The following is an 18,636-nucleotide window of genomic DNA, read 5'->3' as shown; positions in this document are numbered from 1 at the left end:
CAAAATGCACTATATCCAGCAACCTCAAGCGATTGAGGCCAAAAGTTTCGACATCATTGGTGAGATTATCAGTGAAACCCGCCCGGATTATCAGTTTGCCAGTCCGTTGCATGAAGCCATCATCAAGCGGGTGATCCACACAACCGCGGATTTCGACTGGCTGGACATTCTGTGGTTTTCCAGCGGTGTACTGGAACAGTTTTGCGCAGCATTGAGTCGCCCGAGCGTGATTTATACCGATACCACGATGGCGCTTTCCGGGATCAACAAAACCCTGCTGGCAAAATTCGGTGGCGAATGCCGCTGTTACATCAGCGACCCACGTGTGGTGCGGGCAGCAAAAGAACAGGGGATCACGCGTTCAATGGCTGCAGTCGACATTGCCGTGAAGGAAGAAGGCGAAAAACTGTTTGTCTTTGGCAACGCGCCAACCGCGTTGTTCCGACTGCTGGAACATGATGCACCTGTCAGCGGTGTGGTTGGCGTACCGGTAGGATTTGTTGGCGCGGCGGAGTCGAAGGACGCACTGACACAAAGTCATCTGCCCGCCATTGCCGCATTAGGTCGCAAAGGTGGCAGTAACGTCGCTGCCGCTATCGTCAACGCCATGCTTTATCACATGCAGGGGGCGCGATGAGCGACCAGTCCTTCGATACGCCAGTGTGGCACAACGGTAAAGCGCTGCGTAAAGGGTACACCACGGGATCGTGTGCGACGGCGGCGGCAAAAGTCGCTGCGTTGATGGTGCTGCGCCAGCATCTGATCCATCAGGTTTCCATTGTGACGCCTTCCGGGGTGACGTTATGCCTGAACGTGGAATCACCGCATATCGAAGGGCAACAGGCGATTGCCGCCATCCGCAAAGATGGTGGTGATGATGTGGACGCCACGCATGGGATGCTGATCTTTGCCCGCGTGACGTTAGACGATAGCAAAGAAATTGTCTTACAGGGCGGTGAAGGTGTCGGGACGGTGACCCGTAAAGGGATTGGTTTGCCGGTAGGCAGTTCGGCGATTAACCGGACACCACGTCAGACCATTGAGTCCGCAGTACGTGAAGCGATTGGACCAAATCGCGGGGCAAACATTGAGATTTTTGCGCCTGAAGGTGAAGAACGGGCGCAAAAAACCTACAACTCACGCCTGGGGATTCTGGGCGGTATTTCGATCATTGGAACCACGGGCATTGTTACGCCGATGTCGGAAGAGAGCTGGAAACGTTCGCTATCGCTGGAGCTGGAGATCAAACGCGCGGCAGGACTGGATCGCGTCGTACTGGTACCGGGTAACCACGGTGAACGTTTTGTGCGTGAACAAATGGGGATCGACACACAGGTTGTAGTCACTATGAGCAACTTTGTCGGTTACATGATTGAAGAAGCGGTGCGCCTGGGATTCCGCCAGATCGTGCTGGTTGGCCACCCTGGCAAACTTATCAAAATCGCGGCAGGGATCTTCCATACCCACAGTCATATCGCTGATGCCCGCATGGAAACGCTGGTGGCTCACCTCGCATTACTTGGCGCGCCGTTGGAACTGCTGACGCTGGTCAGCGACTGTGACACGACCGAAGCTGCGATGGAACATATCGAAGCATACGGTTTTCAACACATTTACAACCATTTGGCGAAGCGTATTTGTATGCGCGTCTTGCAAACCCTGCGTTTTACGAAAAATCCCCCGACCTGCGACGCCATCATGTTCTCTTTTGATAATCAGGTCCTCGGCAGCAATCGTCCGGTCGCGGAGATCGCAGAGGAGATGGAATGTTAACTGTTGTTGGGATGGGACCCGCTGGGTTGCATTTGATGACGCCGGTGGCGCGCGACGCGGTTGCAAAGGCCGATGTGCTGGTCGGTGGTAAGCGGCATCTGCAGCAGTTCCCGGATTTTGCCGGTGAACGGTTTGCTCTTGGCGCCAATATTCCGGATCTATTGAACTGGATAAGCGAACATCAGGCGCGAAACGTGGTGGTACTGGCCTCAGGCGACCCGCTGTTCTACGGCATTGGCACGCGGATGGTGGCGCATTTTGGTATTGAAAATGTGCGCATTATTCCCGGTATTAGCGCCGTTCAGTATCTGTGCGCACAAGCTGGTATTGATATGAACGACATGTGGCTCACCAGTAGTCACGGTCGCAGTGTCTGTTTTGATGAACTGGCGCGACACAACAAGGTTGCGATGGTGACTGATGCGCTGTGTGGCCCGCGTGAAATTGCACAGCAGTTGGTGGCCAGAGGCAAAGGACATCGCTGGATGGTGATTGGTGAAAACCTGGCGATGGACAATGAGCGTATCCACTGCCTGCCTGTGAGCAAAATTACAGCCGACTATGACATGAATGCAGTGGTGATCCTCGATGAAAGATGAGCTTTTTCTACGTGGAGAGAAAGTGCCGATGACCAAAGAAGCGGTACGTGCACTCGCCCTCTCAAAACTTGAATTACACCGCGCCAGCCATCTGATTGATATCGGCGCGGGAACCGGCAGCGTGTCGATTGAGGCGGCGTTGCAATATCCGGGGCTGCGTATCACGGCGATCGAGCGTAATCCGGATGCACTCAGGCTGCTGGACGAAAACCGTCAGCATTTTGCCTGTGCAAACATCGATATTTTTCCCGGTATCGCGCCGATGACGATTGCGGAAAAAGCCGATGCCATTTTCATGGGCGGTAGCGGCGGCCATCTGACCGATCTGATCGACTGGTCAATGCGTCAGTTACATCCCGCAGGGCGACTGGTGATGACATTTATCCTTCAGGAAAACCTGAACACCGCTCTGGCTCATCTGGACCACCTTGGCATTCAGGGTGTGGATTGCCTGCAACTGCAGGTTTCCTCACTTGCCACGCTGGGTAGTGGTCACTATTTCAAACCGAATAACCCCGTATTTGTTATCGCCTGTCAGAAGGAAGGAACCCATGTCTGAGATTTTTGATCCCCGTAGTGTGTGGTTTGTTGGCGCAGGTCCTGGCGATCGCGAGCTGATTACCCTCAAAGGTTACCGGTTGCTCCAGCAGGCACAGGTGGTTATCTATGCCGGATCGCTGATTAACACTGAATTACTGGAATATTGCCCGGCCGGAGCGGAATGTCATGACAGCGCCGAACTGCATCTGGAGCAGATCCTTGATCTGATGGAAGCGGGTGTGAAAGCCGGTAAAACCGTCGTGCGTCTGCAAACCGGTGATGTTTCCTTGTATGGCTCTGTGCGTGAGCAAGGCGAAGAGCTGACCAAACGCGGGATCGACTGGCAGGTGGTGCCTGGCGTTAGCGCATTCCTGGGTGCGGCTGCGGAGTTGGGCGTCGAGTATACCGTACCGGAAGTGTCGCAGAGTCTCATCATTACCCGTCTGGAAGGTCGCACGCCGGTACCGGAACGTGAACAACTGGAGTCGTTTGCCAGCCACCAGACATCGATGGCGATTTATCTTTCCGTCCAACGTATCCACCGGGTTGCTGAGCGTCTGATTGAAGGCGGTTACCCGGCGGCCACGCCAGTGGCGGTGATCTACAAGGCAACCTGGCCGGAAAGTCAGACCGTGCGCGGTACCCTGGCAGATATTGGCGACAAAGTTCGCGACGCAGGGATCCGTAAAACGGCGCTCATTCTGGTCGGTAACTTCCTGGGCTCGGAGTATCACTACTCCAAACTCTATGCGGCGGATTTTAGCCATGAATACCGTAAAGCCTGAATCACTCGCGCTATTTTGCCTGACCCCCGGCGGCGTTGTGCTTGCTAAACGTCTGGCGGCGATGCTGCCGGTAACCTGTTTCACCAGTGAAAAACTGCTGGAGGAGGGATTTATTCCTTTCGACAACGGTTTTGCTAACACCGCGCGCGATGCGTTTGCGAATTACTCAGCGCTGATTTTTATCGGTGCAACCGGCATTGCCGTGCGTGTGCTGGCCCCGCTGGTCAACGACAAATTTTGCGATCCGGCGGTGGTGGTCATTGATGAACGTGCCCAGCATGTCATTAGCCTGCTCTCCGGCCATGCGGGGGGCGCTAATGCACTGGCGCGTTATCTGGCGGGAATGCTGGGGGCCGACCCGGTCATTACCACCGCGACGGATGTTAACGATATGGCGGCGCTGGACACACTGGCGTTCCAGTTAAATGCCCGCATGAATGATTTCCGCTCGGCGGTCAAAATCGTTAACCAGATGCTGGTCAGCAACAAACGGGTTGGTCTGTGGTGGGACGACGAACTGGCACAGGACGTCAGCCATTGCGACCGCCGTGGATTTATCACGGTGACCGATCTCAATCAGCTGCCTGAACTGGATGCGCTGATTTGTATTACCTTGCGCAACAATCTGCCTGAACTGCCCGTTGTGCACTGGAAGCTGGTACCGCAGCGAGTGGTTGCCGGAATTGGCTGTCGTCGGGATACGCCGTTCCCACTGTTAGCTGCGCTGCTGGCACGCCAACTCGAAGCCCAACGCTTCGACCCACTGGCGTTAAAAGCAATTGGCAGCATCACGCTGAAAAAAGACGAACAGGGGCTTATCCAACTGGCCTCCTGTTGCCGCGTGCCTTTCGAAACCTTTACCGCTGACGCGCTGCGTGAGCATGAACACCGTTTTCCGGCCTCATCGTTTGTTCGCAAAACGGTGGGGACAGGAAGCGTTTCCGGTCCTGCAGCCTGGCTGCTGAGCCACGGACAACTGTTAGGCGAAACCCTGCGCGAACAGGGCGTCACGATCACTTTGGGAGTTTCACACTGATGTTAAGCGTAATTGGAATTGGACCAGGCTCGCAGGCAATGATGACCATGGAAGCCGTTGAAGCTCTCCAGGCGGCGGAAATCATTGTTGGCTATAAAACCTACACCCATCTGGTAAAGGCGTTCACCGGCGATAAGCAGGTGATCAAAACCGGGATGTGCAAAGAGATTGAACGTTGCCAGGCCGCAATCGAACTGGCACAGGCTGGCCACAACGTGGCGCTGATTAGCAGCGGCGACGCCGGGATTTACGGTATGGCCGGGTTGGTGCTTGAGCTGGTCAGCAAGCAAAAACTGGATGTTGAGGTTCGGCTGATCCCTGGGATGACGGCAAGTATTGCCGCCGCCTCATTGCTTGGCGCACCGCTGATGCACGATTTTTGCCATATCAGCCTGAGTGACCTGTTAACGCCGTGGCCGGTAATTGAAAAACGTATTATTGCTGCCGGTGAAGCTGACTTCGTTATCTGTTTCTACAACCCGCGCAGTCGCGGTCGTGAAGGTCATTTGGCGCGTGCATTTGAACTGCTTTCCGCCAGCAAGAGCGCACAAACACCCGTAGGTATCGTGAAGTCGGCCGGTCGTAAAAAACAGGAAAAATGGCTGACTACGCTCGGTGATATGGATTTTGAACCGGTGGATATGACCAGTCTGGTGATTGTCGGCAACAAAACCACCTATGTACAGGATGGGCTGATGATTACACCACGGGGTTATGTGCTGTGAATTACGGTGATGTGCTGGTTATGGGCGGCACCAGCGATGCGCGCATGCTATGCCAGCAACTGGATGCGGCAAATGTCGCTTACACCCTGTCGGTGGCGACGCCGACAGGTAAGCAACTGGCAGGTGACATCAAAGGTCAGGTTCGCTGCGGGCGTCTGGAACGCGAACAAATGATTGCCTGGTTGCAGGAAAACCGGACGCGCTGGGTGATTGATGCGTCACATCCTTATGCCGAGGTGGTGAGCCGCAACATCATGAACGCCTGTGAAGCGGCCGGCGTGTTGTTGAGCCGCTATCAGCGACCTGAACAGTTGAGTGATTTAACTCACCCGCATCTGCACATCGTACAGAGCATCCAGCAAGCATGTGAAACAGCACGTCGTTTTGGCGAACGCGTGTTGCTGACAACCGGCAGTAAAGATTTGGCTATCTGGCGTGCAGGCTTGCCTGAAAAAACGCTGCTGGCACGCGTACTGCCTGTGCCAGAGGTGATTCAACAGTGCGCGGATCTGGGGTTTGGTGTGGGCGAAATCTTCGCACTGTGTGGGCCGTTTAGCGCCGAGTTCAATGCCGCGTTTTATCGCCAGTGTCGGGCGGATGTGATGATCACCAAAGCGTCAGGCGCGGAAGGGGGTTATCAGGAAAAAGTTCAGCCCTGTCTGGATGCAGGTATTCCCTGCATCGTGATTACACGCCCGGCACCGTTGGTGACGGGAGAAGAATTACTGGAAAGTCAGGCCGCATTTGGGGCGCGTTTAACGCGCTGGCTGGCCGCTGCTTAAGGAGTAAGAGATGAAAAAGGCGCTTCTGGTGGTCAGCTTTGGCACCAGCTATCACGACACCTGCGAGAAGAATATTGTGGCCTGCGAGCGCGATCTTGCGGCCAGTTGTCCCGACCGTGATCTGTTCAGGGCATTTACCTCCGGGATGATCATCCGCAAGCTCAAACAGCGGGACGGCATTGAGATCGACACGCCACTGCAGGCGCTGCAAAAGCTGGCGGAGCAGGGATATCAGGATGTGGCTATTCAGTCGCTGCACATCATTAATGGTGACGAATACGAGAAAATTGTTCGTGAAGTCCAAAGTATGCGCCCGCTGTTTTCACGTCTGACTCTAGGGGTGCCATTGTTGAGCAGTCACGATGATTACGCACAACTGATGCTGGCGCTGCAACAGCAGATGCCGAAGTTAAGTGAGCGCGAAAAAGTCGTGTTTATGGGCCACGGTGCCAGTCATCACGCCTTTGCTGCTTATGCCTGTCTCGATCACATGATGACAGCGCAGCGCTTCCCGGCTCGCGTAGGTGCAGTAGAAAGCTACCCGGAAGTTGAGGTGCTGATCGAAAGCTTAGGTCAGGAAGGCGTGACGGCGGTTCATCTTATGCCGCTAATGCTGGTTGCAGGCGACCACGCTATCAATGATATGGCCTCTGATGAAGAGGACTCGTGGAAAACGTTGTTTAACGCAGCAGGCATTCCGGCTACGCCATGGCTCAGCGGTCTGGGTGAGAATCCGGCGGTTCGTGCCATGTTTGTCGCGCATTTACAGCAAGCGCTGAGCGTAGCGCTGGAGGAAGCAGCATGAGTGGCAAATTGTATGCACTGAGCACCGGGCCCGGTGCTGCCGATCTGGTCACCGTGCGTGCAGCACGCACCCTTGGGACGCTGGATATTCTCTATGCGCCGGCCGGGCGTAAAGGTGGCGATAGTCTGGCGTTGTCGATCGTACGTGAGTATATCGGTCAGCAAACTGAAGTTCGCTGCTGCCATTTCCCGATGAGTGCCGATAGTGCTGAAAAAGAGGCTGTCTGGGATGAAGTCGCCGCTGCGTTGGTACAGGAAGTGGAAGCGGGCAAGCAGGTTGGTTTTATTACCCTCGGCGATGCCATGTTATTCAGTACCTGGATCTTTTTACTCCAGCGTATTGGTCATCCAGACTGGTTAGAAATTGTCCCCGGCGTCACCTCGTTTGCCGCGATTGCAGCACGTTCAAAAACGCCGCTTGCCATGGAGCAACAGTCCCTGGCGGTGGTCTCCTGTACCGCGCCGGAAAGTGAAATCCAGCACGCATTAACACAGCATGACAGCCTGGTGTTGATGAAGGTGTACGGTCGTTTTGCTCGCATCAAAGCGCTGTTGCAACAAGAAGGTTTGCTGGACTGCGCATTGATGATGTCTGAAGCCACGCTGCCAGGTGAGCAGTGCTGGCGCCATCTGAATGAAGTGAGCGACGATCAGCCGCTACCTTATTTCTCAACCATTCTGGTTAATAAACAGTGGGAGTATGCACAATGAAGCTTGAACAACAGCTCAAACAGCTGTCTTTCAGCGGGTTAGCTGCGGCACTATTACTGATGATTGTTCCTGAGCAGGCGTTTGCGATGCACATTATGGAAGGCTTTTTGCCACCGATGTGGGCGCTGGCCTGGTGGCTGCTGTTTCTGCCTTGTCTGTGGTACGGGTTAGTGCGTCTGCGCCAGATCGTGCAGGAAGATAACCACCAGAAAGTCCTGTTGGCCCTGTGCGGCGCCTTCATTTTTGTCCTGTCGGCGCTAAAAATACCTTCCGTTACCGGGAGCTGCTCACATCCGACAGGGGTGGGGCTGGCGGTTATCCTGTTCGGACCGGGTGTGGTGGCGATTCTGGGGGCAATCGTCTTGCTGTTCCAGGCGCTGTTACTGGCCCACGGCGGTTTGACAACGCTTGGCGCGAACGGGATGTCGATGGCGGTAATCGGCCCGGTTGTTGGATATATGGTGTGGAAGTTGGCCTGTCGCGCGGGGTTGCGTCGTGATGTTTGCGTCTTCCTGTGCGCCATGCTGGCAGACCTCGTGACCTATTTCGTCACCTCTGTGCAGTTGGGTGTCGCCTTCCCGGATCCCTCTGCGGGGGCGATGGGATCAATTATCAAATTCATGGGTATTTTCTGTCTGACGCAGGTTCCAATTGCGATCGCAGAGGGGCTGCTAACCGTGATGATTTATGACCAGTTAACCAAACGCCAGTTGATTACCGCACAAGGACATTAACGATGAAAAAGACGCTGATTTTATTAGGGATGGTCGTTGCGCTGGTGGTCCTGCCGTTTTTCATCAACCATGGTGGAGAATACGGTGGTTCGGACGGTGAAGCGGAAAGCCAGATTCAGGCTATCGCGCCACATTATGAGCCGTGGTTCCAGCCATTGTATGAACCTGCAAGTGGCGAAATTGAAAGCCTGCTGTTTACGCTACAGGGTTCGCTGGGGGCTGCCGTGATTTTCTATATCCTGGGTTATACCAAGGGCAGGCAGCGCCGTGATGACCGGGCTTGACAGACTCAGCTACCAGAGCCGCTGGTTTCATGTTTCACCGCAGCGAAAATTCTTGCTCTGGCTGGTGATGATGGTTCTGGCCTTTACTCTGCCCCCATTGGGGCAGGGTATCGAGATGTTGCTGATAGCGGCGCTCAGTTGCTGGCTGCTGCGGGTTTCTTTCTGGCGCTGGTGTCGTTGGATGGCGTTACCGTTTGGCTTTTTGCTGGTGGGCGTCGTGACGATTTTGTTTAGCGTCAGCCGCGACCCGCATACCTTACTGGCCAGCATGCCCGTGGGCAGTTTCTGGCTGGGGATCACCGCATCGGGCATACACACGGCCAATGAGACGTTCTGGCGAAGCCTTGCGGCGCTGGCTGCAACGTTCTGGCTGGTGCTGAATTTACCGTTTCCGCAGTTAATTATCCTGCTCAAACGTGCACATGTCCCACGGCTGATGACCGAGCTTATTCTGCTGACCTGGCGATTTATTTTTATCCTGTTAGACGAGGCACTCGCCATTCATCGCGCACAAACGCTGCGTTTTGGTTATCGTAGCTTGCCGTTGGGCTATCGCTCTTTGGCGATGCTGGTGGGATTATTGTTTACCCGCGTGTTGATCCGTTATCAGCAAATGACCACCACACTGGATATCAAACTGTATCAGGGTGATTTTCACCTGTAAGGAAAAGTATGCTTGCCACCTCAGCGCTTTGGTTTCGCTACCAGGATGACCCGATTCTCAAAGGGCTAACGCTGGACTTTTCTCAACATGCCGTCACCGGACTGGTGGGGGCCAATGGCTGCGGGAAGTCCACGCTGTTTATGAACCTGAGCGGTTTACTGCGCCCACAACAGGGGGCGGTGATGTGGCAAGGAAAACCACTGGATTACAGCAAGCGCGGCCTGCTGGCGCTACGTCAGCAGGTGGCAACGGTATTTCAGGACCCCGATCAGCAAATCTTTTATACCGATATCGACAGTGACATCGCGTTTAGCCTGCGTAATCTGGGCGTGGACGAGGCTGAAATTACCCGTCGGGTGGACGATGCCTTAACGCTGGTCGATGCTCAACATTTTCGCCATCAGCCCATTCAGTGTCTCAGCCACGGACAAAAAAAGCGCGTGGCGATTGCGGGGGCGCTGGTGCTGCAAGCGCAGTATTTGTTACTGGATGAACCCACCGCCGGTCTCGACCCATCAGGGCGTACGCAGATGATCGAGATTATCAAACGCATCGTGGCGCAAGGAAATCATGTGGTTATTTCCAGCCATGATATCGATCTCATCTATGAAGTCAGCGATGCGGTGTACGTTTTACGTCGCGGAGAAGTGCTGACGCACGGTACGCCGGGTGACGTGTTCGCCCGTACCGATCTTATTGAACAAGCTGGGTTAACTCCGCCATGGTTGGTGAAATTGCACACCGAGCTGGGTTTCCCGCTGTGTAAAACAGAGGCTGAATTTTTTAGCTGTATGCGAAAGAACGCGCTGAAGGAGGCGTCATGACGCAGGCAATAATGTTGCAGGGAACGGCATCTGATGTTGGCAAAAGCGTACTCGTCGCCGGGCTGTGTCGTATTTTTTATCAGGATGGACTGCGTACCGCGCCGTTCAAATCGCAGAACATGGCGTTGAACTCTGGCATTACGCCGGAGGGAAAGGAGATGGGGCGTGCGCAAATATTTCAGGCGGAGGCGGCAGGGATAACGCCGGATGTGCGTATGAACCCTGTGCTACTTAAACCGACCAGCGATCGTAAAGCACAGGTCGTGTTGATGGGCAAAGTGGCAACCGATATGGATGCGGTCAGTTACCACGAGTACAAACCGCGGCTGCGTGAACAGATTATTTCAGTTTATAACAGTCTGGCGCAGGAGTTTGACGTTGTCGTGCTGGAAGGGGCGGGCAGCCCGGCAGAAATCAACCTGCGCGATCGCGATATCGTCAATATGGGGATGGCGGAGATGGCGCGCTGCCCGGTCGTTCTGGTGGCGGATATCGATCGCGGAGGGGTATTTGCCTCCATTTACGGCACACTGGCGCTGCTGCACGACCATGAACGCGCCAGAGTCAAAGGGGTCATCATCAACAAGTTTCGCGGTGATGTGGCGTTGTTGCACTCCGGCATTGAACAAATTGAGGCGCTGACCGGCGTTCCGGTGTTGGGCGTGATGCCATGGCTGGATGTAGACCTCGAAGACGAGGATGGCGTCGCACTGCAAAAAGGGAAGTACGTACGCACAGATAAGCGAGATATTGAGATAGCCGTAGTCCAACTGCCACATATCTCAAACTTTACTGACTTCAACGCGCTTGCCGCTCAACCGGATGTTCGTGTGCGCTATGTGCGCCACCCGGAGGAGTTGGCGGGAGCCGATCTGGTGATTCTGCCGGGCAGTAAAAATACGCTGGGCGATCTGGTCTGGTTACGTGAGAGCGGTATAGCCCACGGCGTGTTGCAATTACACCGTCAGCGTGTACCGGTAATCGGAATTTGCGGTGGCTATCAGATGCTCGGGGACACCATCATTGATGATGTTGAGTCAGGGCTCGGCACGCTGCCGGGGCTCGGGCTGCTGAATATCGTGACCCATTTTGCCCAGCATAAAACGACGACCCAGGTGGCAGGGGTGATGTCTTCCACGCTGCCGGACTGGCTGGCGGGTGTTGCGGAGCTATCCGTACGCGGCTATGAAATTCATATGGGTGAAACGCAATTAACAGATGACTGCCAGCCCGTCATGACGCTGCATAAAAACGGTGGTGCTATGGCTGACGGTGCGGTGAGCTCAGATGGACTGGTATTGGGTACCTATCTGCACGGTCTGTTTGACAGTGATGAATTCACCCGTGCGCTGGTCAACGGCCTGCGTGAACGCAAAGGGCTAACCGCGCTGGATTCCACTTTCCAATACGCGCAATATAAATCGCAGCAGTTTGATCTGCTGGCGGATGCGATGCGACAACACATCGATATTGAGAAAATTTATACCATCATGCAGCAGCACCGGGAGCCCGTATGATGATTCTGGTGACGGGCGGTGCCCGCAGCGGAAAAAGTCGACATGCGGAAGCGTTAATTGCCGATTCCCCGCAGGTGCTGTATATCGCCACATCGCAGATTTTTGATGAGGAGATGGCAGCACGTATTCAGCACCATCGCGATGGGCGTCCCGCACACTGGCGTACTGCTGAGCGTTGGCAACATCTTGATGAGCTGATCACGGCGGCGAACGATCCGCAGGAAGCCATTCTGCTGGAGTGCATCACCACGATGGTGACCAACCAGTTGTTTGCGCTGGGCGGTGACAGCGATCCTGACGGCTGGGATTACGCAGCGATGGAACGCGCCATTGAGACGGAGATCCGTACGCTGATTGAGGCCTGTCAACGCTGTCCGGCTACAGTTGTTTTGGTGACAAACGAAGTGGGGATGGGGATCGTTCCGGAGAACCGTCTGGCGCGGCATTTCCGCGATATTGCCGGACGTGTTAACCAACGCCTGGCGGCGGCAGCGGATGAGGTCTGGCTGGTGGTATCAGGAATTGGAGTCAAAATTAAATGAGTAAGTTGTTCTGGGCAATGCTCTCTTTTATCAGTCGGTTGCCCGTTCCAACGCGCTGGTCGCAAGGGCTGGATTTTGAGCATTATTCACGCGGTATCGTCATGTTCCCCCTTATAGGTGTTGTGCTGGGGGGACTGACGGGGCTGGTCTTTATGGTGCTGCAACCCTGGTGTGGTATTCCTCTGGCCGCCCTGTTTGCCGTGCTGGCGCTGGCGCTGCTGACCGGCGGTTTTCACCTTGATGGACTGGCGGATACCTGTGACGGCATTTTTTCTGCACGTCGACGCGAGCGGATGCTGGAAATCATGCGCGACAGTCGGCTCGGGACTCATGGCGGACTGGCACTGATCTTCGTGCTACTGGCCAAAGTGCTGGTGGTGAGCGAACTGGCGCTGCGCGGGACGCCGATGCTGGCGGCGCTGGCTGCAGCCTGCGTCGCTGGGCGGGGTAGCGCTGTTTTGCTGATGTATCGACACCGTTATGCCCGCGAAGAGGGGCTGGGAAATGTCTTTATTGGCAAAGTGAGTGGGCGACAAACCTGTGTCACGTTGGGGTTCACGGCGATCCTTGCGGCTGTCCTGCTTCCTGGCATGCGCGGTGTGGCAGCACTGGTCGTTACGTTGGTGGCGATCTTCATTCTTGGGCAGTTATTAAAACGCACGTTAGGTGGGCAAACCGGCGATACGCTGGGTGCGGCCATTGAACTTGGCGAGTTGGTTTTCCTGCTGGCTCTGCTTTGAGTCAGTCAACATACTGGAACCCTTATGCAGACTTTATCCTCTTTACTTCACGCGATCCCTTCACCCGATAGCGCTGCAATGTTGCGCGCGCAGCAACATATTGATGGCCTGCTTAAGCCGCCGGGAAGCCTTGGGCGACTCGAATCTCTCGCTGTGCAACTGGCCGGTATGCCAGGCCTGAAAGGCGTGCCGCATGTCGGGGGGAAAGCGATGCTGGTGATGTGCGCCGACCACGGCGTGTGGGATGAAGGTGTTGCTGTTTCGCCTAAGATCGTGACGGCGATTCAGGCGGCTAATATGACGCATGGAACGACCGGCGTCTGCGTGCTGGCCGCTCAGGCTGGTGCAAAGGTGCATGTGATTGATGTGGGAATTGACGCTGAACTCATTCCTGGCGTAGTGAACATGCGCGTAGCGCGCGGTTGCGGCAATATTGCACAAGGGCCGGCAATGCGCCGCTCACAGGCAGAAGAGTTGCTGCTGGAAGTGATTCGGTATACCCGAGAGCTGGCGGATGATGGTGTGACGTTGTTTGGCGTCGGTGAGCTTGGCATGGCAAACACCACGCCTGCGGCTGCGATTGTCAGTGTGTTAACCGGTAGCGATGCAGAGGATGTGGTGGGTATTGGTGCTAACCTTCCGCTCTCAAGGGTAGGAAATAAGGTCGATGTTGTTCGCCGGGCCATTGCCGTCAACCAGCCGGACAGCCGTGATGGTATTGATGTGCTGGCAAAAGTAGGTGGTTTTGATCTTGTCGGTATGGCGGGGGTGATGTTAGGTGCGGCGTCTTGCGGTCTGCCGGTCATCCTGGATGGTTTCCTGTCTTATTCGGCGGCACTGGCTGCTTGTCAGATAGCGCCGGAGATTAAACCTTATCTGATCCCGTCGCATTTCTCCGCCGAAAAGGGCGCTCGTACTGCACTGGCGCACCTGGAACTGGAGCCGTATCTCAACATGGGAATGCGTTTAGGCGAAGGCAGTGGTGCCGCGCTGGCGATGCCCATTGTTGAAGCTGCCTGCGCGATGTATAGCAATATGGGGCAGTTAGCTGCCAGTAATATTGTATTACCGGATGGCAAAGAAGCGTAGCCGCTCACGACCCCCGCTTTATGGCGGGGCTTTTTATGTGCATTCTCGTCGTAACCCCCTAAAACAGACAAAAAAGCTATACTTAACGGATATATGTTGCGACGAAGGAAAGGAAAAAGATGCGTCGTGTAAAACTGCTGTGTGCTTTTGTTATGCTGCTCGCGAGTCAGGGATCGCAGGCGGTGAGCTACCCATTGCCTCCTGAGGGCAGCCGTCTGGTGGGAAGCCCTCTGACGATAACAATTCCCGCTGGTAACACTCAGCCCCTGGAGGCTTTTGCCGCACAGTATGGACAGGGATTGAGCAACATGCTCGAAGCCAATCCTGGTGTGGATGTATTTCTGCCGAAGCCGGGTTCCACACTGGTGGTGCCACAACAATTAATATTGCCTGATACCGTACGTGAAGGCATCGTCATCAACGTCGCAGAAATGCGGCTCTACTATTACCCTGAGGGTGCTAATACGGTAGAGGTGTTACCTATTGGTATTGGGCAGGCCGGAAGAGAAACTCCGCGCAACTGGGTCACGGCGGTCGAACGTAAACAGGAAGCACCAAGCTGGACGCCCACGGCAAATACCCGGCGGGAGTATGCTGCTCGTGGGGAAAGCTTACCGGCGTTTGTGCCTGCCGGGCCAGACAATCCGATGGGATTGTACGCTATCTATATCGGCAGGTTGTACGCCATTCATGGTACTAATGCCAACTTCGGTATTGGGCTACGCGTGAGCCAGGGCTGTATCCGTCTGCGTAATGACGACATCAAATACCTGTTTGATACTGTGCCGGTTGGCACGCGTGTTCAGATTATTGACCGACCGATAAAATTCAGCACCGAGCCAGACGGTAGCCATTGGGTTGAAGTTCATGAACCGCTGTCCCGCAATCGCTCCGAATATGAATCTGACAGAAAGGTTCCGCTGCCCGTCACCCCCGTTTTGCGTACTTTTATCAGCGGGAATGACGTGGATGTAAATCGTGGGAATCAGGCACTGGAACGCCGTTCCGGGATGCCGGTGAATATCAGTCTGATGCAGACACATTAGCGATGTCACCACGCGGCTCTTTCTTAGCCCTGGCTATGGTGGGCCGCCTTTTTAAGCTGATACTGACCCATTTTCACAAAACCGATATGGTCCGCCATCAACTGAGCTTCATGCTCGCTGTGGGTAACCAGCAGTGCGGTCTGGCCGGCAGCCCGTAAAATATCCCGAACCTCATTACCAAGGCGTTCGCGTGTGCGCTTATCCAGGCTGGAGAAGGGCTCATCCAGCAGTAAAATTTCTGGGTGTGGCGCCAGCGCGCGGGCTAACGCGATGCGCTGCTGCTGCCCACCAGAAAGCTCATGAGGGTAATGGTTAGCATGACTGTGCAATTCCACCATTTTCAACAGCTCCGTCACTCTGGCCTGTTGCACTTCACGTGGCATACGCCGTAAACCGAAGGCCACGTTTTGTTGTGCGGTCAGATGGGGAAATAAGGCGTATTCCTGAAAGACCATGCCGACATGACGTTTTTCCGGCGGCAAATGAACGCCGGGGCCAGCGATACGGCGCTCTGAGACATAGATCTCTCCACACTGCAGTCGTTCAAAACCGGCAACTGCACGCAATACCGTTGTTTTCCCACAGCCTGAAGCGCCAAGCAGACAAGCAATTTCCCCTTTGCGTACCGACATTGAGAATCCGGTCAGGACCGGTTGCTGGCTGTTGCCGTAGGCAACGTGCACGTCCTGGAGTCGTAATGCGATTTCTGACATTGTTGCTCTCTTAACCACGGCGAGTCATCTGGTGACGCACCAACAATATAACGGGCAGTGTACCTGCTAAAACAATCAGCAGCGCGGCAATCGCGCCTTCTTCATAGGTTCCGCGGGCGGCTTCTGCATACAGCAGAGTGGCCAGTGTTTCGAAATTTACCGGGCGCAACAGCAGCGTTGTTGGCAGTTCTTTCATCGCATCGGCAAAAACCAGCAATGCACTGCTCACTAATGCCGGACGCAGTAACGGAAAATGAACGCGGGCAAATGTTCCGGCACCGTTTTCGCCGAGCAAGCGTGAAGCCTGTTCGAGTGACGGCGGAATGCGGCCCAGACCGGAGTCCAGTGCACCGATGGCAATTGCCTGGAAGCGCATCGCGCAGCAAATGACCAACAAAATACCGGCAGACATCAGCGGTAACCCGCGAATATCCAGTAAGTCGGCCAGCCAACGATCGACAGCCATCGCTGGGGGCAAAAAACCAATCGCCAGAATCGTTCCGGGCACCGCATAACCGAGGGAGGCCAGACGCATCACGCCACGACGAAAGCCTGGCATCGCGTTGTCTGCCGCGCTATGGCGTGCGCTCCAGGCTACCAGCAAGCTGACGCAAATCACCACCAGCGTGGTGCCTGCTGCCAGCAAGAGCGTATTTTGTAATGCTGAAAGCAACGAGGCGGACAGTGGGCTCGTGTCCCCTAAGCGTTTGGCACTTTCCCACATCAAAAAGAGAACCGGGGCCACAAAGCCCAATATAACGGGTAGCGAAATGACAGCGCCAAGTAGCCAGCCACGCCAGCCGTGCACGCGAGTAGGTTGGATTTCCCGCAGGCTGCGGCTGCTGAATCCTTGCTTTCTGCGTCCGTAAAATTCCAGCGTCAGAATGAAGAAGATAAACATCAGCATCATGCAGGCGATTTGTGCAGCGGCGGATAAATCAGAGCGAGAGATCCACGTAGTGTAGACGGTAACGGTTAGCGTTTGTACGCCGAGGAACTCCGATGCACCAATATCGTTGAGCGTTTCCAGAAGTGCCAGGCTGATGCCGACAGCCAGTGCCGGGCGCGCCATTGGCAGGGCGACACGGAAGAACGTCCCGGTAGCGCTACATCCCAGCGTGCGGGCAGCCTCCAGTAAATGGGCCGGCTGACTGATAAAGGTGGCGCGGGTCGTCAGATAGACGTAAGGGTAGAGCACTAAACCGAGCAAAATAATCGCGCCGGCAAGCGAGCGCAAATCCGGTAGCCGGAACTGTCGTGGACTGTCAAAGCCCAGCAGGAAGCGGATAAAGGTTTGCAGAGGGCCGATCGGATGCAGCAGATCGAGCCAGGCAAAGGCGACGATGTAGGTTGGCATCGCCAGCGGCAGCAGCAACGCCCAACTGAGGATCTTACGTCCAGGAAAGTCCCATGCTGTGACGGCCCAGGCGCTGCCTACGCCAATCACGCCAACCAACACGGCAACACCGGCTAACAGCAGCACGGTATTTTTTAATGCTGCAGGTAGCACAAACGTAATGAGATTGTCCCAGTGCGATAAATCCGACTGGGTAGCTTGCCAGATAAGCGCAATGATGGGAGTCAGGACGCCAAGCGCAATGCAAAGCGCCCCAAGGTGCAACGGCGTTAATAATGACTGCGGCCCGGAAACCAGGCCGCGTAACGTCGGAAACTGCAGAAGTTTATTGATCGAATCCAACTTTATCTACCAGCAGACTTGCTTGTTTACGGTATTTCACGATTTCGGTTAGCGGAATTTTATCGACGTCGATCTCACCAATTGTCGCGTTGATCACTGGGTCGAGAGTGACACCTTTCAGTACCGGGTATTCGAAGTTCGCTTTCGCGTACTGTTGCTGGGCAGGTGCGGAAACCAGATATTCCATCAGCTTAACGGCATCGGCTTTATTGGGGGCATAGCGTGCTACTGCAGCGCCGCTGATATTGACGTGCGTGCCACCATTTTCAAAGGTTGGTTTAACGACTTTAATTGCATCGCCCCACTGACGTGCATCGCTGCCTTCTTTGGCATTTTTCATATGGCCGACGTAATAGGAGTTCGCCAGGCCAATATCGCAAATACCCCCGAGGATATCGCGGGCAACGTCACGGTCGCCGCCAGTCGCTTTACGTGCCAGATTCGCTTTCACGCCACGCAGCCATTCTTCCGTTTTTGCTTCACCGTGATGCGCGATCATGGCGGCAATCAATGCAGTGTTATACGGGTGTTGTCCGGAACGGATACAGACTTTACCTTTGTACTCAGGGTTGGCGAGTTGCTCGTAATGCCAGTTATCGATTGGCATTGACTTCTCGGCGTACAACACACGCGCACGCATTGACAGCGCAAACCACTGGTTATCTGCACCGCGGAGATTGGCCGGAATCGCCGCTTTCAGTGCTTCTGACTCCACGGGTTGTGTCACACCCGCCTCGACTAAATCGATAAGGTTCCCGGCGTCAACGGTCATCAGCAGATCGGCAGGGGAGTTTTTACCTTCCGCTTTAACACGCTCAAGCATGCCATCCTTGATATAGACCGTACTGACTTTTATACCGCTGGTTTTCGTCCAGCTATCAAGCAGGGGCTGAATCAGGCCCGGTTCACGGGTGGTATACAGCGTTAACGCATCCTGGGCGAAAGCCGGCAGGCTGACAGAGAGGATCAGAGCAGAAGCAAGCGTGATACGGCGCAGTCCAGTGCGAGGCAGAGCATTCATCGTTTATA

22 protein-coding genes are annotated in these 18,636 nt (G+C 55.0%); 19 read left to right on the top strand and 3 right to left on the bottom strand.

Translation table 11 applies throughout. The features are described from left to right. Positions 1-4: 4 nt before the first annotated feature. From NNO03_RS04805 to ldtA, 19 genes are all read left to right on the top strand, one after another. Positions 5-637 carry a cobalt-precorrin-8 methylmutase gene (locus NNO03_RS04805; protein ID WP_271448965.1) on the top strand — a complete coding sequence of 211 codons (633 nt, stop codon included), beginning with the start codon at positions 5-7 and terminating at the stop codon, positions 635-637. Continuing rightward, positions 634-1,773 carry a cobalt-precorrin-5B (C(1))-methyltransferase CbiD gene (gene cbiD, locus NNO03_RS04800; RefSeq protein ID WP_137382362.1) on the top strand — a complete coding sequence of 380 codons (1,140 nt, stop codon included), beginning with the start codon at positions 634-636 and terminating at the stop codon, positions 1,771-1,773. The genes NNO03_RS04805 and cbiD overlap by 4 nt, the downstream gene beginning before the upstream one ends. Beyond that, on the top strand, positions 1,767-2,372 hold the full coding sequence (locus NNO03_RS04795) for a cobalt-precorrin-7 (C(5))-methyltransferase (RefSeq protein WP_271448964.1): 606 nt from the start codon (positions 1,767-1,769) through the stop codon (positions 2,370-2,372). Before cbiD ends, NNO03_RS04795 begins: the two co-directional genes overlap by 7 nt. Beyond that, entirely contained in the window at positions 2,362-2,931 is a 570-nt protein-coding gene (locus NNO03_RS04790) for a decarboxylating cobalt-precorrin-6B (C(15))-methyltransferase (protein ID WP_137382360.1), read from the top strand. The genes NNO03_RS04795 and NNO03_RS04790 overlap by 11 nt, the downstream gene beginning before the upstream one ends. Continuing rightward, positions 2,924-3,697, top strand: a complete 774-nt coding sequence (locus NNO03_RS04785) for a cobalt-precorrin-4 methyltransferase (RefSeq protein WP_005123046.1) — start codon at positions 2,924-2,926, stop codon at positions 3,695-3,697. Before NNO03_RS04790 ends, NNO03_RS04785 begins: the two co-directional genes overlap by 8 nt. Then, a complete protein-coding gene (cbiG, locus tag NNO03_RS04780) occupies positions 3,678-4,733 on the top strand; it encodes a cobalt-precorrin 5A hydrolase (RefSeq protein WP_271448963.1) in 1,056 nt (351 codons plus the stop codon). The genes NNO03_RS04785 and cbiG overlap by 20 nt, the downstream gene beginning before the upstream one ends. After that, positions 4,733-5,458, top strand: a complete 726-nt coding sequence (locus NNO03_RS04775) for a precorrin-3B C(17)-methyltransferase (protein WP_048211983.1) — start codon at positions 4,733-4,735, stop codon at positions 5,456-5,458. The genes cbiG and NNO03_RS04775 overlap by 1 nt, the downstream gene beginning before the upstream one ends. Further along, complete coding sequence (locus NNO03_RS04770; protein WP_271448962.1) at positions 5,455-6,240, top strand: cobalt-precorrin-6A reductase; 786 nt, start codon at positions 5,455-5,457, stop codon at positions 6,238-6,240. The genes NNO03_RS04775 and NNO03_RS04770 overlap by 4 nt, the downstream gene beginning before the upstream one ends. Before the next feature lie 10 nt (positions 6,241-6,250). Then, positions 6,251-7,045, top strand: a complete 795-nt coding sequence (locus tag NNO03_RS04765; protein ID WP_271448961.1) for a sirohydrochlorin cobaltochelatase — start codon at positions 6,251-6,253, stop codon at positions 7,043-7,045. After that, positions 7,042-7,755, top strand: a complete 714-nt coding sequence (locus tag NNO03_RS04760; protein WP_271441832.1) for a cobalt-factor II C(20)-methyltransferase — start codon at positions 7,042-7,044, stop codon at positions 7,753-7,755. The genes NNO03_RS04765 and NNO03_RS04760 overlap by 4 nt, the downstream gene beginning before the upstream one ends. Continuing rightward, the gene (gene cbiM, locus NNO03_RS04755; RefSeq protein ID WP_202038915.1) at positions 7,752-8,489 is read left to right on the top strand and encodes a cobalt ECF transporter S component CbiM; all 738 of its coding nucleotides are present in this window, start codon (positions 7,752-7,754) and stop codon (positions 8,487-8,489) included. The genes NNO03_RS04760 and cbiM overlap by 4 nt, the downstream gene beginning before the upstream one ends. A 2-nt stretch (positions 8,490-8,491) precedes the next feature. Further along, a complete protein-coding gene (locus tag NNO03_RS04750) occupies positions 8,492-8,773 on the top strand; it encodes an energy-coupling factor ABC transporter substrate-binding protein (RefSeq protein WP_137382353.1) in 282 nt (93 codons plus the stop codon). Continuing rightward, positions 8,760-9,437: an energy-coupling factor ABC transporter transmembrane protein gene (locus NNO03_RS04745; RefSeq protein WP_271448997.1), complete on the top strand. Its 678-nt coding sequence runs from the start codon at positions 8,760-8,762 to the stop codon at positions 9,435-9,437. Before NNO03_RS04750 ends, NNO03_RS04745 begins: the two co-directional genes overlap by 14 nt. Before the next feature lie 8 nt (positions 9,438-9,445). Then, the gene (locus NNO03_RS04740) at positions 9,446-10,261 is read left to right on the top strand and encodes an energy-coupling factor ABC transporter ATP-binding protein (RefSeq protein ID WP_271448960.1); all 816 of its coding nucleotides are present in this window, start codon (positions 9,446-9,448) and stop codon (positions 10,259-10,261) included. After that, complete coding sequence (locus tag NNO03_RS04735; RefSeq protein ID WP_271448959.1) at positions 10,258-11,778, top strand: cobyric acid synthase; 1,521 nt, start codon at positions 10,258-10,260, stop codon at positions 11,776-11,778. Before NNO03_RS04740 ends, NNO03_RS04735 begins: the two co-directional genes overlap by 4 nt. Further along, positions 11,775-12,320 (top strand): bifunctional adenosylcobinamide kinase/adenosylcobinamide-phosphate guanylyltransferase, encoded by a 546-nt coding sequence (gene cobU / locus NNO03_RS04730; RefSeq protein ID WP_271448958.1) that lies wholly within the window; start codon positions 11,775-11,777, stop codon positions 12,318-12,320. The genes NNO03_RS04735 and cobU overlap by 4 nt, the downstream gene beginning before the upstream one ends. Then, the gene (cobS, locus tag NNO03_RS04725; protein ID WP_137382349.1) at positions 12,317-13,060 is read left to right on the top strand and encodes an adenosylcobinamide-GDP ribazoletransferase; all 744 of its coding nucleotides are present in this window, start codon (positions 12,317-12,319) and stop codon (positions 13,058-13,060) included. The genes cobU and cobS overlap by 4 nt, the downstream gene beginning before the upstream one ends. A gap of 24 nt (positions 13,061-13,084) precedes the next feature. Further along, on the top strand, positions 13,085-14,149 hold the full coding sequence (gene cobT / locus NNO03_RS04720; RefSeq protein ID WP_271448957.1) for a nicotinate-nucleotide--dimethylbenzimidazole phosphoribosyltransferase: 1,065 nt from the start codon (positions 13,085-13,087) through the stop codon (positions 14,147-14,149). Between the two features lie 119 nt (positions 14,150-14,268). Beyond that, positions 14,269-15,195, top strand: coding sequence for a L,D-transpeptidase (gene ldtA, locus NNO03_RS04715; RefSeq protein ID WP_271448956.1), 927 nt, complete (start codon positions 14,269-14,271; stop codon positions 15,193-15,195). A 23-nt stretch (positions 15,196-15,218) separates the two neighbouring features. Here the strand turns inward: ldtA and NNO03_RS04710 are convergent, their stop codons facing one another. From NNO03_RS04710 to NNO03_RS04700, 3 genes are read right to left on the bottom strand one after another with little or no spacing between them, the layout of a single operon-like run. Beyond that, positions 15,219-15,908, bottom strand: coding sequence for an ABC transporter ATP-binding protein (locus NNO03_RS04710; RefSeq protein ID WP_271448955.1), 690 nt, complete (start codon positions 15,906-15,908; stop codon positions 15,219-15,221). Between the two features lie 10 nt (positions 15,909-15,918). Further along, entirely contained in the window at positions 15,919-17,607 is a 1,689-nt protein-coding gene (locus tag NNO03_RS04705) for an iron ABC transporter permease (RefSeq protein WP_271441839.1), read from the bottom strand. Then, positions 17,591-18,628, bottom strand: coding sequence for an extracellular solute-binding protein (locus NNO03_RS04700; RefSeq protein WP_271441840.1), 1,038 nt, complete (start codon positions 18,626-18,628; stop codon positions 17,591-17,593). Before NNO03_RS04700 ends, NNO03_RS04705 begins: the two co-directional genes overlap by 17 nt. Between the last annotated feature and the right edge of the window lie 8 nt (positions 18,629-18,636).

The organism is Citrobacter sp. Igbk 16, from assembly GCF_028069755.1.
Lineage (GTDB): Bacteria > Pseudomonadota > Gammaproteobacteria > Enterobacterales > Enterobacteriaceae > Citrobacter.
Note: the sequence above shows the minus strand (reverse complement) of the source record. Positions and strands in the feature narration are given on the sequence as shown.

Excerpts from the sequence above, each read along its gene's own strand:
- NNO03_RS04805 (WP_271448965.1), top strand. The coding sequence starts at position 5 with ATGCACTATATCCAGCAACCTCAAGCGATTGAGGCCAAAAGTTTCGAC.
- cbiD (WP_137382362.1), top strand. The coding sequence starts at position 634 with ATGAGCGACCAGTCCTTCGATACGCCAGTGTGGCACAACGGTAAAGCG.
- NNO03_RS04795 (WP_271448964.1), top strand. The coding sequence starts at position 1,767 with ATGTTAACTGTTGTTGGGATGGGACCCGCTGGGTTGCATTTGATGACG.
- NNO03_RS04790 (WP_137382360.1), top strand. The coding sequence starts at position 2,362 with ATGAAAGATGAGCTTTTTCTACGTGGAGAGAAAGTGCCGATGACCAAA.
- NNO03_RS04785 (WP_005123046.1), top strand. The coding sequence starts at position 2,924 with ATGTCTGAGATTTTTGATCCCCGTAGTGTGTGGTTTGTTGGCGCAGGT.
- cbiG (WP_271448963.1), top strand. The coding sequence starts at position 3,678 with ATGAATACCGTAAAGCCTGAATCACTCGCGCTATTTTGCCTGACCCCC.
- NNO03_RS04775 (WP_048211983.1), top strand. The coding sequence starts at position 4,733 with ATGTTAAGCGTAATTGGAATTGGACCAGGCTCGCAGGCAATGATGACC.
- NNO03_RS04765 (WP_271448961.1), top strand. The coding sequence starts at position 6,251 with ATGAAAAAGGCGCTTCTGGTGGTCAGCTTTGGCACCAGCTATCACGAC.
- NNO03_RS04760 (WP_271441832.1), top strand. The coding sequence starts at position 7,042 with ATGAGTGGCAAATTGTATGCACTGAGCACCGGGCCCGGTGCTGCCGAT.
- cbiM (WP_202038915.1), top strand. The coding sequence starts at position 7,752 with ATGAAGCTTGAACAACAGCTCAAACAGCTGTCTTTCAGCGGGTTAGCT.
- NNO03_RS04750 (WP_137382353.1), top strand. The coding sequence starts at position 8,492 with ATGAAAAAGACGCTGATTTTATTAGGGATGGTCGTTGCGCTGGTGGTC.
- NNO03_RS04745 (WP_271448997.1), top strand. The coding sequence starts at position 8,760 with ATGACCGGGCTTGACAGACTCAGCTACCAGAGCCGCTGGTTTCATGTT.
- NNO03_RS04740 (WP_271448960.1), top strand. The coding sequence starts at position 9,446 with ATGCTTGCCACCTCAGCGCTTTGGTTTCGCTACCAGGATGACCCGATT.
- NNO03_RS04735 (WP_271448959.1), top strand. The coding sequence starts at position 10,258 with ATGACGCAGGCAATAATGTTGCAGGGAACGGCATCTGATGTTGGCAAA.
- cobU (WP_271448958.1), top strand. The coding sequence starts at position 11,775 with ATGATGATTCTGGTGACGGGCGGTGCCCGCAGCGGAAAAAGTCGACAT.
- cobS (WP_137382349.1), top strand. The coding sequence starts at position 12,317 with ATGAGTAAGTTGTTCTGGGCAATGCTCTCTTTTATCAGTCGGTTGCCC.
- cobT (WP_271448957.1), top strand. The coding sequence starts at position 13,085 with ATGCAGACTTTATCCTCTTTACTTCACGCGATCCCTTCACCCGATAGC.
- ldtA (WP_271448956.1), top strand. The coding sequence starts at position 14,269 with ATGCGTCGTGTAAAACTGCTGTGTGCTTTTGTTATGCTGCTCGCGAGT.
- NNO03_RS04710 (WP_271448955.1), bottom strand. The coding sequence starts at position 15,908 with ATGTCAGAAATCGCATTACGACTCCAGGACGTGCACGTTGCCTACGGC.
- NNO03_RS04700 (WP_271441840.1), bottom strand. The coding sequence starts at position 18,628 with ATGAATGCTCTGCCTCGCACTGGACTGCGCCGTATCACGCTTGCTTCT.